Origin of the sequence: Rhodococcus sp. (in: high G+C Gram-positive bacteria) (genome assembly GCF_049286785.1) — a bacterium.
GTDB lineage: Bacteria > Actinomycetota > Actinomycetes > Mycobacteriales > Mycobacteriaceae > Rhodococcus_F.
This window is the reverse complement of sequence record NZ_JBAQEO010000709.1, coordinates 1-14,732: the sequence shown is the minus strand read 5'-3', so window position 1 is coordinate 14,732 and position 14,732 is coordinate 1. Positions and strand designations below refer to the sequence as shown.

Here is a 14,732-nt window from a genome sequence, read left to right as displayed (position 1 = left end):
GGTTCGACGGTGCAATGCCCTCTCACTGCAATGCCCTCTGACCGCAATGCCCGCCTCCTGACACCGAATTCGGGGAGAATCCATGGAACCCGGTCCCACCCGGCACCGCAGAAAACTCCGCTGGCTGATCCCCGCGTTACTGATCCTGGTGTGGCTCGCGATCGGCGGTATCGGCGGCCCCTTCGCCGGCAAACTGGGTGACGTGCAGACGAACGACAATGCCTCGTTCCTGCCCGCCAGCGCCGAGGCCACCCAGGTCTCGACGCTGCAGAAGGAGTTCTCGGACTCGCAGGTGGTTCCCGCCGTCATCGTGGCCGATCGCCCGGATGGCATCGCGCCGTCGGACATCGAATTCCTGAACACCCTCCCCCAGGCGGCGGCGGGGATCGAGGGACTCGAGGGTGGTTTCTCACCGCCGATCCCGTCGTCGGACGGGAAGGCCGTCCAAATGGTGGCCGGGGTGGATTCCACACTCGACCCGGGGGCAACCGTCGACTCTCTCCGTGCCGTCATCGCGGAGACGGCACCGGACGGACTCCGGATCCTCATGACCGGACCGGCCGGGCAGATCGCCGACCTGTCGGAGGCGTTCGCAGGGATCGACGGTCTGCTGCTCCTCGTCGCCGGTGGCGTCGTGATCCTCATTCTGATCGTGGTCTACCGAAGTCCTCTGCTCCCGTTCATCGTGGTGCTGTCCGCGGTGTTCGCGCTGGCCCTGGCCAGTGCGGTGATCTACCTGCTGGCGAAGACCGACATCATCGTCTTGAACGGGCAGAGCCAGGGCATCCTGTTCATCCTCGTCTTCGGTGCCGCGACCGACTACGCCCTGCTGCTCGTTGCACGATTCCGGGAAGAACTCCACGACGCCGACCGTTTCACCGCGATGGGACGGGCATGGCGCGCCGTGCTCGAACCCATCGCCGCCTCCGCCGGCACCGTGATCCTCGGAGTGCTGTGCCTGCTCTTCTCCGACCTCAACTCGAACCGCGGGCTCGGGCCCGTCGCGGCCATCGGAATCGCCGCGTCGCTGATCGCGTCGTTGACGTTCCTCCCGGCGGTACTGGCACTCACCGGCCACGCCGCGTTCTGGCCGGTGCGTCCCAAGGGCGATCCGCATGCCGAGACGGGTCTGTGGTGGAACCTGTCGAAGAAGGTCAGCACCCACCACACCGCCGTCTGGGTCGCCACCGGACTGCTGCTCGTCATCTGCGCCGCGTTCGCACCGCAACTGAAGTCCAGCGGTGTCGCGCAGTCCGACATCTTCCTCACGAAGGTCGACTCGGTGACCGGACAGGAGGTGCTCGGTGCGCACTTCCCCGGCGGTTCCGGAGCTCCCACCATCATCTTCACCAGCGAAGACAGTCTCGACACCGTCGTGCGCGCCGTCGAGGCGGTACCGGGAGTGAGCCCCGGAGTCACGGCGGTGTCCGACACCGGACAACCCGGTGGCCCCGCCGAGGTGGTCGACGGACGAGTCCAGATCCAGGCAACGCTGACCGACCCCCCGACTCCGAGGAAGCCGTGGCGACGGTCGAGCGCATCCGGGACGCCGTGCACGAAGTGCCCGGGGCCGACGCACTCGTCGGCGGCACCACGGCAATCCAGCTCGACACCCAGACCACCTCGACCAGGGACCGCACGGTGATCATTCCGATCGTGCTCCTGGTGGTGTTCGTGGTGTTGGCGCTGCTGCTCCGAGCCCTGGTGGCTCCGCTGCTGTTGCTCGCCACCGTGGTGCTCTCCTACGCCGCGACCCTCGGCGTGTCGGCGCTCGTGTTCAACCACATCTTCGACTTCCCCGGTTCTGATCCCGTGGTGCCGTTGTTCGGGTTCGTCTTCCTGGTTGCCCTGGGCGTGGACTACAACATCTTCCTCATGACCAGGGTCCGCGAAGAATCCCTGAAACTCGGTACACCACAGGGTGTTCGACGTGGTCTGGCGATCACCGGCGGAGTGATCACCTCCGCGGGAGTCGTTCTCGCGGCCACTTTCAGCGCCCTGGCGGTGATCCCCCTGATCTTCCTTGCGCAACTGGCGTTCATCGTCGCGTTCGGCGTCCTACTCGACACCTTGATCGTGCGTTCGCTACTCGTCCCCGCCCTCACCCTGCAGATCGGCCCCGCCGTGTGGTGGCCGTCCGCGCTCGCGAAGCAACGAGCAGAAACTTCGACATCCCCACGTACACAGGAGTATTCACAATGACTACCACCTACCCCCGGGTGTTGGGACTCCTCACATTCTCCTATGGCCTGTACACCGCGATTCGACCCGAATCGCTACTTCACGCCGCGGAACTCGAGACCCCCGGTGCACCCATCTCCCGGTCCGGGCGCACCCTCGCCAGCCTCATCGGTGCGCGAGACGCCCTGTCGGGATTGGCGATGGTGGTCGCGAAACCGGGCCCCGGGCTACGCGCCGCCATCATCGCGAGAGTGGTGTGCGATGCACTCGATGTCGTCGGATTCGGCGTCGGAAGTCCGAAGTCGGCCAAGCCGAAGGTGATGGCCGTGGCGGCCGGCTGGGGCGCGATCTGCGCTACGGCTCTGCCCGCCGCAACCAAGGTGTAGCACTCATGTGACCTGCCGGGACGGCACCCATCCGCCGCGGCACCTGCGCCGAATCCCTGACATGGAACAAGACTTCTCCTGTGAGGGCCGGAACGTCGCGGTGATCGGCAGCGGCGTGGCAGGATTGACAGCCGCCCACGTCCTGTCCGGATGCGATCACGTCACCCTGTACGAGGCCGATGAACGCCTGGGCGGGCACGCCCACACCCATCACCTGACACTCGACACCGGTGTGGAGGTGGACATCGACACGGGGTTCATCGTGCACAACGACCGCACCTACCCCACACTGCTGCGACTGTTCGCGGAACTCGATGTCCCCACCCAGGATTCGGACATGTCCATGTCGATCCGGTCCGACGACATCGGGCTCGAGTACGCCGGAGCCAAGGGCATCCGTGGACTCTTCCCGACGGCACGCACACTGCTGCGGCCGCAATACTGGCGCATGCTGACGGAGGTCGTGAAGTTCCATCGCTGTGCACGCGCCCTGCTCGACACCCCGCCGGTGAGCGACGGTGCCGACGAAACTCTCGGCGAGTTCCTCGGCCGCAACGGTTTCGGCTCGTACTTCGTCGACCATTTCATGACGCCCCTCGTGGCGGCCGTGTGGTCGTGCGATCCGTCGGCCGCAACGCACTACCCGGCCCGCTACCTGTTCACCTTTCTCGATCATCACGGGATGCTCACCGTCTTCGGATCTCCCACCTGGCGGACGGTGACCGGTGGCTCCGCCCGGTACGTGGAGAAGGTGGCGGCCCACGTCGACGAGATACTTCTCGGCACCCCGGTGGTGCAGTTGGAGCGCGCTGCGGACGGCGGCGCAAGCATCGTGGACGCCCACGGCGACGTCCGGTACTTCGACGCGGTGGTGGTGGCCGTGCATCCGCGGCAGGCACTGACCCTGCTGCGCGACGCGAGCCCGCTCGAGACCGAAGTGCTCGGCAACATGCCCTACACCGTCAATACCGCACGGCTGCATACCGACGAGTCGCTGCTGCCCCGCTCCGACAACGCCCGCGCATCCTGGAACTATCTGACCCCCGCCGGCAATGCCCGGGCAGACGGTGTGATCGTCACCTACGACATGACGCGGCTCATGCGTCTGGACACCGTGACCGATCGGCGTTTCCTCGTGACGCTCGGCGGCGGAGACCTCGTCGACCCCTCGAAGGTGATCGCCACGATGACCTACGAACATCCCGTCTACAACCCGGAGTCCGTTGCGGCCCAGTCCCGGTTGCGCGAGCTGGGCTCGGACACCTGCGCCTTCGCCGGCGCCTACCACGGCTGGGGGTTCCACGAGGACGGTGCGCTGTCGGGTCTGCGCGCCGCCGAACGAATCGGCGGTTCCTGGGAGCCGAGGGCCGAATCACCGCGTCGGTGGAAGACGGTGTCGTGAGCACGTCCGCGATCTACTCCACGAGGATTCGGCACGCCCGCACCGAACCGGTTCGTCACGCGTTCGAGTACACGAGCTACAGCTGGTACGTCGACCTCGACGCCCTGCCCGCACTACCCCGGTGGCTGGCGCCGCTCGCCCGCTTTCGCGCCGAGGATCACTTCGCACCGCCGCCGCCCGGAACGTCGGACACCCTGCGCGGCAGAATCGATGCCGTTCTGGCAGGCCACGGCATCGACCTGGGCGGGGGCCGCGTCACCGCCCTGGTGAACGCGCGGGTGCTGGGCTACGTGTTCAACCCGCTGAGCGTCTACTGGTGTCACAACGCCGACGGCAGCCTTCGCTGCATCGTCGCCGAGGTGCACAACACCTACGGGCAGCGGCACAGCTACCTGATCCGGCCCGACGACCACGGCCACGGCGAGGTGGGCAAGGTCTTCTACGTCTCACCGTTCAACAACGTCGAGGGCCGTTACGACATGCGGTTTCCCGAACCCGGCGAGCGACTGTCCCTCAACGTGGTTCTCCATCGCGACGGACACGCGCCCTTCACCGCCACGGTGCGCGGCAACCGGCAATCGGTCACCACCCGCACCGTGCTGCGGACTCAGTTACGCATGCCTCTGGCGCCTCTTGTGGTGTCCATCCGTATCCGCATCCAGGGCATCACCCTTTGGGCCCGTGGACTTCCCGTAATTGCGCGGCCCGAAGAAGGCCGCCGGAAGGAGTCAGTGCAATGACGAATCTCGTGCCTCGCCACAAGGACGCATCACACGCTGTGAGCCTCACCGACCTCGAATTCGCCGAGGCTGCCGTGCGCATCGACAATCGAATCTGGCCCGGCCTCGCCGACGTTCCGACCGGGCTGCGTGCGGCGGTGTCCGGCAAGGTCGCGGATCGGCTGTTCCGCCGTGCCGCCGCGCACCTGGATGTGCGCATCGAGTATCCCGACGGCACCCTTCTCGGCGCGCGGCCCGAGTCGGAGATTCTGCCGCGCATGATCATCCGCAATCCGGACGCCTTCGCGCGACGGGTGGGGACGGATGGGCTCATCGGTTTCGGTGAGTCGTACATGGCAGGTGACTGGACGTCACCGGATCTCGCGGCGGTGCTGAGCGTGTTCGCGGCGCGGATGGCGGCATTGATTCCACGGCCACTGCAGCGTCTGCGGGCCCTGTACGTTGCCAAGCATCCTGCTCAGGAACGAAACACCGAGCAGAACACCCGGTCGAACATCTCCCGGCACTACGACCTGTCCAACGAGATGTTCGAGACCTTTCTCGACGAGACGATGTCGTACTCGAGCGCACTGTTCTCCTCCACACCGGCCCGGGTGGGCCTGGTGCGCGACGTGGCGGTCCTGCGAGCGCCGGTTCCGCGGATCACACCCAAGTGGACCGACCTCGCCGAGGCGCAGCGTCGCAAGATCGACCGGTTGCTCGACAGCGCCGGAGTGGGGCCGGGCACCCGACTGCTCGAGATCGGCACCGGTTGGGGTGAACTGTGCATCCGCGCGGCCGAGCGCGGTGCGCTGGTCCGGTCGGTGACGTTGTCGAGTGAACAGCAGAGCCTGGCTCGCCGTCGCGTCGCCGAAGCGGGACTTGCAGATTCGGTCCGGATCGATCTTCTCGACTACCGCAACGTGGACGGCGAGTACGACGCCATCGTGTCGGTGGAGATGATCGAGGCCGTGGGCCACGAGTACTGGGCCACCTACTTCCAGGTGCTCGACCGGGTCCTTGCCCCCGGCGGAAAGGTTGCGCTACAAGCGATCACAATGCCGCACGACCGGATGCTGGAAACGCGGAACACGTACACCTGGGTGCACAAGTACATCTTCCCCGGTGGGTTCCTTCCGTCGACCGAGGCGATCGAGTCGATCACCGAGAAGCACACGTCGCTGCGGGTGCGGGAGCGGCTCATGATGGGCCAGCACTACGCCGAGACGCTCCGGCTGTGGAAGGAACGGTTCGCCGCACACGGCACCCAGATCGCGGGCCTGGGATTCGACGAGACGTTCCGCCGGATGTGGCACTTCTATCTCTGCTACTCCGAGGCCGGATTCCGCGCCGGATACATCGACGTCCAGCAAGTGGTCCTCGACAAGGCCCCGCGATGAACGGTTTCGACTGGTCGCAGTTCCTGGCGGTCTCCGCGGCGAGTCTGCTGGTGCTCGCGGTACTGCACACGCTGACGTTCCTCGTCGGCCGCCGTATCGGCCGCTACAACGTGGTCGATGTCGCCTGGGGTCTGGGATTCGTCCTCGTCGCGATGGTGGCAGCCGCTCTCGGCGAAGGCGATGGTCTGCGTCGATGGTTGTTCGTGGTTCTCGTCGGAATCTGGGGGTTGCGGCTGAGCTGGCACATGCACGTCAAGTCGGCGGGCAAGGGTGAGGATCCGCGCTACGCCGAACTGCTCGAGCGGGCCGGCGGCACGTCGGCCCGCGTCGTGATCCGGAAGATCTTCCTCACGCAGGGCCTGTCGCAATGGTTCGTGTCGTTGCCGCTGCAGGTCTCGGCGGTGCTCGGTCCGGCCTCCGGGGTGGGGGCGGTGACCGTCGTGGCCGGTGTCGTGGTCGCGGCGGCGGGCGTCGCGTTCGAAGCTGTCGGTGATCATCAGCTGCGGACGTTCAAGGACGACCCGTCCAACAAGGGCAGGATCATGGATGTCGGCCTCTGGGCGTGGTCCCGGCACCCGAACTACTTCGGCGACGCCTGCGTCTGGTGGGGGCTGTGGCTCATCGCCGCCAGTGTGTGGCCCGGTGCCCTCACCGTCCTCTCACCCGTGGCCATGACCTATTTCCTCGTCTACGCCACCGGCGCCCGGCTGCTCGAGAAGTCGATGTCGCAGCGTCCGGGATATGCCGAATACCAGCAGCGCACCGGCTACTTCGTTCCGCGTCCGCCGAAAAGGTGACCGGGATGTCGACCCCACTCGCCGTGCTCCGTGTCCGATCCACGCCCTACCGGTCACACGCTGCCACTAGGCTGTGGATCGATGAACGGACAGGGCCGATGACCGGCGTCGACAGACACACGGAGAACGTGACGCTCACGACGCTGCTCACGCGAATCGCCGGCGGCGACAGGGACGCGTTCAGCGATTTCTACGAACGCACCAGCTCCCGCGTGTACGGCATGGTGCTGCGGGTCCTCCGCGACCCCGGATACAGCGAGGAAACCACCCAGGAGGTGTACCTGCAGGTCTGGAACTCGGCCGCGAAGTTCGACCCCGCACTGGGCTCGCCGCTGTCATGGCTGATGACGCTCGCGCACCGGCGGGCGATCGACCGGGTGCGGTCCGAACAGTCCGGTGCCGACCGCGAGGCAGCCTACGGCGCCTCCGGCTGGTACGGCCCGTTCGACACCGTGGCCGAGGAGGTGGACCGTCGGGGCGACAGGACAGAAGTGGTCGACTGCCTGGGCACACTCACCGAGATCCAACAGAAAACGGTGGTCCTCGCCTACTACGGTGGCCTCACCTATCGGGAGGTAGCCGAGAAGCTGGCGGTGGCCCTCCCCACGGTGAAGACGCGTATCAGAGACGGGTTGATCAGGCTCAAGCAATGTCTGGGGGTGCAGTTCGATGGATGACTCGACACGCGATGTTCTCGACCTCGCTCCGGCGTACGCACTCGACGCCGTCGACGAAGCGGAGCGCCGAGAGATCGACACCGCGCTGCGCACCTCGCCGCCGCACATTCGACGCGAATTCGACACCACGGTCCGCGACGTCGCGGAGACGATGGCCGCCCACTCCGCATCCACCGCGGCCGAGCCACCCGACTACCTGCTCGGACACATCCTCGGTGCGCTGCCCCCGGCGCGGGGCGCCGATGCCGGAGTCTCCCCTCCCGCCTCACTGGATCAGGCGCGGGCACGCAGACGCACACGCATGTTCGCCGCCGTCAGCGCGGCCGCCGCAGCCGTCGTCATCGTCGTCGGCGGAGTCACGGTGGCGTCCCGGATCGGGGACACCCCGGGAGAGCCCGTTCCCGCCCAGATCATGGCCGCCGAGGACGTCCGCACCTCGGTGGCCCCCATCGAAGGTGGCGGTTCTGCCACGGTCGTGTACTCGAAGGCCGTCAACGCGGGCGTGCTGGTGATGAACGACGTGACGCCGCCCTCGCCGGGATCGGTGTACCAGATGTGGCTCATCGGACCGTCTCACGAACCGGTGTCCGCCGGCATCATGGACGGGGCAGCGGTGACGCCGTCCACCACAGCGGTCGTGAACGGAATCGACGAGTCGACGGCGCTCGGGTTCAGTGTGGAACCGCCCGGTGGTTCCACCCAGCCCACCGGCGCCATCTTCGCGACAGTGAATCTCGGCTGATCGCAGTCCAGGACCGTGAATGTGGTTGATGCACGCACGACGTCGGTGTCGTCCGCCGATGTCCTCGGATCCATGCGGGACGTCATCGAAGGCCCACTTCCCGACATCGCGGTCCGGATGTCCAAGTTCCTCGCGGACATCTGGCCACACACCGCCCTGGTCATCTTCACCCGCGAATGCACGGGACGGCCGCGGAAGGTCAGCGGTGACCCGTCGATCGTCGAACGCGTCACGATCGCAGAACTGGATGCTCTGCGCGGCCGGCTGGCCGAAGGCGAGCCCTTCGACGACAGTGCTTTGATCGCCGGATCGAAGCGAAAGGTGTGGGCGCTGCTGGATGGAACCGGCACGCTCCTGCTCGCCGTCCCCAAACCACGACAGCACATCCGTCAGGTGCCGCTGGTTGCCGCGGCTTTCGGTGTGGTCGCGGTGTCGATTCGTCATCAGGTGGCGCAGGCGAGCCCGGCGTACCTGGCGGAGTCGAGGGCGGCGTCGAGCGAACGGGCGAGAACCATCGCCGAACTGACGGACGTGCACACGGCCACACTCGAGTCCCTCCTGGCAACCCTCCGCTCGAAAGACCTCGACGATCGCCGATCACGCATCACCGCGAGCGAGACCGCGTCCGCGGCACTGGTGACGTTACGTGCGGCGGGCGAATCCGATCGCATCCTCACCGAAGAGGCGGTCACCACCGCGTTCGCTCGTCTGAGGGGCGAACTCCGTCCCCTGCTGCAGCACCGGTCCGTCACCGTCGACTACGTCGATCCACCCGTCGACGGTCGCGCGCTGCCCGGCGAAGTCGCGCACGCCGCGCGGGCGGTGGTCCGCGGTGTCGTGCTGGCATTCGCGGCCCAGCCCGCGTTGAACCGCGTCCGCATCGCGTGGGACTGCGACGGCACCAACCTGCTGGTCGAGGTGCGCGACGACGGGGCAGGCGGCCTCGACACCGAGGCGCTGGTCCGGCAACTGTCCGGTCGCATCCACACCCTGAACGGGCGCATCGACGTCGAGTCGGTCGCCGGGTGGGGATCCCGGGTCGCTGTCGCGATCCCGCTCGACCTCCCGGCGGTCCGTCCCGACGAGCACCTGCTCGGCGACCTCAATCCCCGTGAACTCGAGGTGCTGGGAAATCTCGCCACGGGCAGGCGGAACAAGGCGATCGCCGATCGCCTCGGTATCAGCGAGAGCACCGTCAAGTTCCACGTCGCCGGTGTGCTGCGCAAGCTCGGCGTGACCTCACGGGGTGAAGCCGGGGCGATCGCCCTCGAAGCGGGCGTCCGTTCCGCTACGTGATGCGGTCGGGGTGGGTGTAGAGGTTCATCGTGGTGCCGCGCAGAAACCCGATCAGTGTGAGCCCGGCGTCGTGCGCCAGATCGATCGCCAGCGACGACGGGGCGGACACTGCGGCGAGAACCGGGATCCCGGCCATCACCGCTTTCTGAGCCAGTTCGAACGACGCCCTGCCGCTGACCAGCAGGATCGCTCCCGCCAGAGGGACCCGACCCTGTTCGGTAGCCCACCCGATCAACTTGTCGACGGCGTTGTGCCGGCCCACGTCCTCCCGGATGGCGAGCAGTTCGCCGGTCCTGGTGAACAATCCGGCCGCATGCAGCCCGCCGGTGGAGTCGAACACCTTCTGTGACGACCGCAGGGTGTCCGGCAATCCGGCGATCGTGGCCGACGGCACGCGCACCGTGTCGGCGGTCGGCGAGAACCGGGTCCGCTGCCGGATCGCGTCCAAGGACGCCTTCCCACACACCCCGCAGGACGAGGTGGTGTAGAAGTTGCGCTCGATCCCGGTGTCCGGCAGAAACACTCCGGGGGCGAGGTCGACGTCGAGGACATTGTAGGTGTTGCGTCCCTCCGCATCGACACTGTTGCAGTAGCGGATCGACGCGATGTCGCCACGCCCACCGACTATGCCCTCGGTGAGCAGAAACCCCTGTGCCAGTTCGACATCCGATCCGGGAGTGCGCATCGTCACCGCCAGTGGCGTGCCGTTCACCCGGATCTCGAGCGGTTCCTCGACCACAACCGTGTCCGGCCGCGTCGAATGCCGCGTCTCGCTGATCCGGGTGACCGGTGTCCGCGTCGTCACACGTCCCATCACGGCCTCCACTCGAGGTCGTTCACGATTCTGCCGCCGGCCGTCACGACGTCAGTTTCCTCGCGCAATCCATTCGGCGAGGTGCGGGGCCTCGGTGCCGATCGTGGTGCCGTCACCGTGGCCGGTGTGGACCCGGGTGTCCTCGGGCAGGATGAACAGCCGGTCACGGATCGATCCGATGATGGTCGGGAAGTCCGAGTACGAGCGGCCCGTGGCGCCCGGCCCACCGGAGAACAGGGTGTCGCCGGAGAACAGCACCCCGGCCTCGGGCAGGTACAGGCACGACGACCCCGGCGAGTGACCCGGCGTGTGAATCACCTGAATGTCGGTTCCGGCGACCGCGATTCGCTGGTCGTCCTCGATCTGCCGGTAGGATGCGCCGGGATGGGTCATCTGCCACAGCACGTCGTCGCTGGGATGAAGAAATATCGGGGCGTCGAGACGGGACGACAGTTCGGGTGCGACGGTGACGTGGTCGTTGTGGCCGTGGGTGCAGATCACCGCAGTCACGTTCCGGTCGCCCACCGCGTCGATGATCGGTTGCGCCTGGTGCGCGGCGTCGACGATCACCACATCGGTGTCGTCACCGATCAGCCAGATGTTGTTCTCCACGTGCCACTCCCCGCCGTCGAGGGCGAAGGTGCCCTCGGTGACGACGCGGTCGATCCGGAAGTCCCCGCTCACAGGATCACCACCGAACGCAGCACCTCGCCGGCATGCATCGTGTGGAAGGCCTCTTCGACCTGATCGATCGTGATGCGCTCGGTGACGAATTTGTCGAGCGGCAACCGGCCCTGCTGGTACAGGTCGACCAGCATCGGGAAGTCACGTTCGGGCAGGCAGTCGCCGTACCACGACGACTTCAACGCGCCGCCCCGGGAGAAGAAGTCGACCAGCGGCATCTCGAGTGTCATGTCCGGTGTGGGCACGCCGACCAGCACCACGGTGCCGGCCAGGTCGCGGGCGTAGAAGGCCTGCTTGCACGTCTCGGGTCGCCCGACGGCGTCGATCACCACATCTGCACCGAATCCCCCGGTCAGTTCCTGCACGGCCTCCACCACATCGATATCGGTGGCGTTGACGGTGTGGGTGGCACCGAGATCCTTGGCCCATTCCAGCTTCTTGTCGTCCCGGTCGATCGCAATGATTTTCGAGGCGCCGGCCAGGCGCGCACCCATCACGGCCGCATCGCCCACGCCGCCGCATCCGATGACGGCCACCGAGTCTCCACGGCTGACATTGCCGGTGTTCACCGCGGCACCCAGGCCGGCCATGACACCGCACCCGAGCAAGCCGACCACGGCCGGATCGGCGGACGGATCCACCTTGGTGCACTGGCCCGCGTGGACCAGGGTCTTGTCGGCGAATGCACCGATGCCCAGTGCAGGAGTGAGTTCCGTGCCGTCCTCGAGGGTCATCTTCTGCGTGGCGTTGAAGGTGTCGAAACAGTATTGCGGGCGCCCACGCTTGCAGGCACGGCACTTTCCACACACCGCACGCCAGTTCAGGACCACGAAGTCCCCGACCGCAACGGTGTCGACACCCTCACCGACGCTTTCGACGGTGCCCGCGGCCTCGTGACCAAGCAGGAACGGGAACTCGTCGTTGATACCCCCGTCGCGATACGTCAGGTCGGTATGGCACACCCCGCACGCCGCGATGTCGACCACCACTTCTCCGGGGCCGGGGTCGGGGATGATGACGGTCTCCATCTCGACGGGGGCACCCTTCGAGCGGGCGATGACGCCTCGCACCTTCTGCGGCATGAACTCGTTCCTTCGATCGGTCTGTGATGGGCGGCCGAGGCGTGTGTCTGCGCGTTCCTCACTCGACACAACGTTCCTCACTCGACACAGTACGGTCCGCCCGTCCCGTCCGGCACTGATCGAAGTGTGAGTGGAACCTGGCCGGAAGAGCAGGTGTGGGCAACCGCACGCCGAATTTGCCGGAAGTCTTCCCCCGCGGCACACGGCATGCATACCGTGAAAGGAACGCCCGCTCCGGGTGCATCGGTATGAGGTGGCCTCATGGGTGCGATACTCCTCGACGAGGAATGGCGGGAGGGTTGGTTCCTCCGACGCGCAGCCTTCACGGCCTCTGTTGTCATGTTCGCGATCGGGGCGGTATTTCTCATCCGCGTGGCCAGACCGGAATCCATCGGCTATCCCGACTCGATCGCCACTGCCGGAGGCCTTCTGCTGAGCGCAACAGTCTTCCTTCTCAGCTTCGCTCAGAATGATCACCGGCATGCTCTCACTACCGCCGTCCGCGAGGTCCGGGCGCGCGATGCCGCCCTGGTGAAAGCCGGCTCCCACGACGACCCCGACCCGTGGCCGCCGCGCATGTACCGGGAACTCGAGCATGTCGCGACCATGAGCGCCCTGAGCAGACTGTCCCCGCACTCGCTGCAACGTCGCGCATATCTCTGGCGACTGTGGCAACGCGAATGGGACCGGGAGTGGGCCTCGAGCTTGTGGAGCGGCAACGAGGAAGAACGCCGCCGCCATTCATCCGCCAGGCGAAGGGTCGAGCAGCAGCTTCAAACTCAACTCCTGAACGAGATGGGCCGGCGGTCCTCTCGGGGTGATCGTCTGAGCCTGGCCATGCCGTCGCCGAGGCCCGAGCCATCGGCACAGCAATTCGAGTCCGAACTGGCCGTTCAATCCAGAGCGCTGGAAACGGCCTACCTCCTACTCGGGGCGATGATCGCCCTGACCCTCGTCGGGGTGGCCTACGTGGACGACCCACTGTCCTGGCCGCCCGACCCGTCGTGGTGGGGTGGCGTCATCCTCGTCGGGGTGGCCTTCGTCTACGTCGATCGAGTCAAGGACGGAATGCGGGCCGCCGGCGCCGCGGCGGCCAAGCGGATGCACCACTCTGCGTTGCCCATTCTGCAGTGGCTTCAGATCATCCTGCTCGACGGCAATATCAACGAAGCGCGGAGGGAGGCGATCGACGAGCACCTCGGGACCCTCGCGAACGCCGCGGACCTGCCGATGGTGCAGCGGCTGCGCGGCGAATACCGGCTCGCAAAGGCGTTCAGGTCATTGCCGAGGGTGAACACGGAAAAACCGAAGATCGTCCACTTCGAAGAATCCCGGGAGTGGTGGTTCAGCGATGTCGGGAAGGAAGAGAGCCGAAACCACCCCGATCGCAGTAAGGAACAAATTCGCCGGACGCTCTACCACCTCGATGCGGCAGTGTCGCATCTCGAGCGTGGCGCCGAGGCACACGACGACCCGATCGCACTGACCGCCCTCGCCGGCGCTCTCGACGCGAAGAGTGCCTTCCTCGGCAAACCGGCCCCCGAACGCGTCCGGCAACTCCTCGAGTCGGCCGTCAAGGTATTCGAGAAGACCGAGGCCGGTCCTTACAAGCTCGACCTCGGGGCGCTCCTTTACGGCCACCGTTGGCTGTGGCCCCGGGACGGGGACGTTCTCGAACGCTGCCTGGAGAAGAAGGCCAGGCCGGACGGCCTCGAATAGCGGCCCGGCCCTCCGCGCCGCCGTCGAATTTTGGCGGCCCCATCGGATGGACGGGTCGAATTCGTATAGCGTGTCGAGATGATGGCACCGGTAACGATCGCCCAGCCCCGGAAACGGGATGCGGCTGGCACTACCGAGGGGCGGATCGCCGCCGGCCGACGCGGGAACTACCCATCCGCATGCCGGGTCAGCCGGTGAGCGCGGCGCTGCCCCTGACGTCGGGGCAGCGAGCGATCTGGGTCGCCCAGCAGTTGTCACCCGACGTTCCCTTCGTCATCGCCTTCTGTACCGAAGTGGACGGATCGGTCGAACTGGACACGTTGACCTCGGCGTACCAGCGTGCTCTTCGTGAACTATGCGGCGGCAACATGCGCGTCGCCCACCCTCACGCGGGCGGTGAGCCGTATTGCGTCGTCGACGACGCCGCAGTCCCGGTCACCGTGGTCGACCTCCGCGACCACGAATGCCCCGACGAGGCCGCGCAGATGTGGATGCAGCGCGAACACCGTTCCGCATCGGCATTGCACGGTGACCTCGTCGTCTCGGCGGTTCTACACGTCGGCGAGAACCGCTGGCTCTGGTATGCCCGAGCCCACCACCTCGTTCTCGATGGATACGCGGCGATGATGCTGATCACCCGGGCCGCCGAACTCTACGAGGCGGCCCTGTCCGGGCGACAGCCGCCGCCGCCTGACCACGCGGATGCGGCGGCGGCCGCCCTCGAGGACCGGCGGTACCAGGAGTCGTCTCGCCGATCCCGGGACCGAGATTTCTGGGCCGAACAGACCACCGACCTGCCGGACCCGGTCAGCCTGGGCCGCGGACCCCCACTT

13 protein-coding genes and 1 pseudogene are annotated in these 14,732 nt (G+C 66.7%); 11 read left to right on the top strand and 3 right to left on the bottom strand.

The features are described from left to right. Positions 1 to 82 precede the first annotated feature (82 nt). The 9 genes and pseudogenes from WAW17_RS25700 to WAW17_RS25660 all read left to right on the top strand — a co-directional run bounded on the left by WAW17_RS25700 (position 83) and on the right by WAW17_RS25660 (position 9,600). Positions 83 to 2,202, top strand: a pseudogene (locus WAW17_RS25700) (MMPL family transporter). Next, entirely contained in the window at positions 2,199 to 2,567 is a 369-nt protein-coding gene (locus WAW17_RS25695; protein ID WP_422335700.1) for a hypothetical protein, read from the top strand. The pseudogene WAW17_RS25700 and the gene WAW17_RS25695 overlap by 4 nt, the downstream one beginning before the upstream one ends. A gap of 61 nt (positions 2,568 to 2,628) precedes the next feature. Further along, positions 2,629 to 3,969, top strand: coding sequence for an NAD(P)/FAD-dependent oxidoreductase (locus WAW17_RS25690; protein WP_422335699.1), 1,341 nt, complete (start codon positions 2,629 to 2,631; stop codon positions 3,967 to 3,969). Beyond that, on the top strand, positions 3,966 to 4,709 hold the full coding sequence (locus WAW17_RS25685) for a DUF1365 domain-containing protein (protein ID WP_422335698.1): 744 nt from the start codon (positions 3,966 to 3,968) through the stop codon (positions 4,707 to 4,709). The genes WAW17_RS25690 and WAW17_RS25685 overlap by 4 nt, the downstream gene beginning before the upstream one ends. Continuing rightward, entirely contained in the window at positions 4,706 to 6,088 is a 1,383-nt protein-coding gene (locus WAW17_RS25680) for a class I SAM-dependent methyltransferase (RefSeq protein ID WP_422335697.1), read from the top strand. The genes WAW17_RS25685 and WAW17_RS25680 overlap by 4 nt, the downstream gene beginning before the upstream one ends. After that, complete coding sequence (locus tag WAW17_RS25675) at positions 6,085 to 6,885, top strand: DUF1295 domain-containing protein (protein ID WP_422335696.1); 801 nt, start codon at positions 6,085 to 6,087, stop codon at positions 6,883 to 6,885. Before WAW17_RS25680 ends, WAW17_RS25675 begins: the two co-directional genes overlap by 4 nt. Before the next feature lie 98 nt (positions 6,886 to 6,983). Further along, positions 6,984 to 7,562, top strand: coding sequence for a sigma-70 family RNA polymerase sigma factor (locus WAW17_RS25670; protein ID WP_422335695.1), 579 nt, complete (start codon positions 6,984 to 6,986; stop codon positions 7,560 to 7,562). Next, positions 7,555 to 8,304 carry an anti-sigma factor gene (locus WAW17_RS25665; RefSeq protein ID WP_422335694.1) on the top strand — a complete coding sequence of 250 codons (750 nt, stop codon included), beginning with the start codon at positions 7,555 to 7,557 and terminating at the stop codon, positions 8,302 to 8,304. The genes WAW17_RS25670 and WAW17_RS25665 overlap by 8 nt, the downstream gene beginning before the upstream one ends. A 72-nt stretch (positions 8,305 to 8,376) precedes the next feature. Continuing rightward, the gene (locus WAW17_RS25660; protein WP_422335701.1) at positions 8,377 to 9,600 is read left to right on the top strand and encodes a LuxR C-terminal-related transcriptional regulator; all 1,224 of its coding nucleotides are present in this window, start codon (positions 8,377 to 8,379) and stop codon (positions 9,598 to 9,600) included. Here WAW17_RS25660 and fdhD read toward each other — a convergent pair. The 3 genes from fdhD to WAW17_RS25645 are packed head-to-tail and all read right to left on the bottom strand — an operon-like array spanning position 9,593 to position 12,180. After that, positions 9,593 to 10,414, bottom strand: a complete 822-nt coding sequence (fdhD, locus tag WAW17_RS25655) for a formate dehydrogenase accessory sulfurtransferase FdhD (protein WP_422335693.1) — start codon at positions 10,412 to 10,414, stop codon at positions 9,593 to 9,595. The two genes, WAW17_RS25660 and fdhD, sit on opposite strands and share 8 nt — an antisense overlap. Positions 10,415 to 10,465: 51 nt before the next feature. Then, positions 10,466 to 11,098: an MBL fold metallo-hydrolase gene (locus tag WAW17_RS25650; protein ID WP_422335692.1), complete on the bottom strand. Its 633-nt coding sequence runs from the start codon at positions 11,096 to 11,098 to the stop codon at positions 10,466 to 10,468. Continuing rightward, the gene (locus WAW17_RS25645; protein WP_422335691.1) at positions 11,095 to 12,180 is read right to left on the bottom strand and encodes an S-(hydroxymethyl)mycothiol dehydrogenase; all 1,086 of its coding nucleotides are present in this window, start codon (positions 12,178 to 12,180) and stop codon (positions 11,095 to 11,097) included. Before WAW17_RS25645 ends, WAW17_RS25650 begins: the two co-directional genes overlap by 4 nt. 261 nt (positions 12,181 to 12,441) lie before the next feature. Here WAW17_RS25645 and WAW17_RS25640 point away from each other — a divergent pair, with 261 nt between their 5' ends. Together WAW17_RS25640 and WAW17_RS25635 are read left to right on the top strand one after the other, a co-directional pair. Beyond that, complete coding sequence (locus WAW17_RS25640; protein WP_422335690.1) at positions 12,442 to 13,899, top strand: hypothetical protein; 1,458 nt, start codon at positions 12,442 to 12,444, stop codon at positions 13,897 to 13,899. Between the two features lie 179 nt (positions 13,900 to 14,078). Further along, positions 14,079 to 14,732: condensation domain-containing protein (locus WAW17_RS25635; RefSeq protein ID WP_422335689.1), on the top strand; the 654-nt coding region annotated here is incomplete at its 3' end.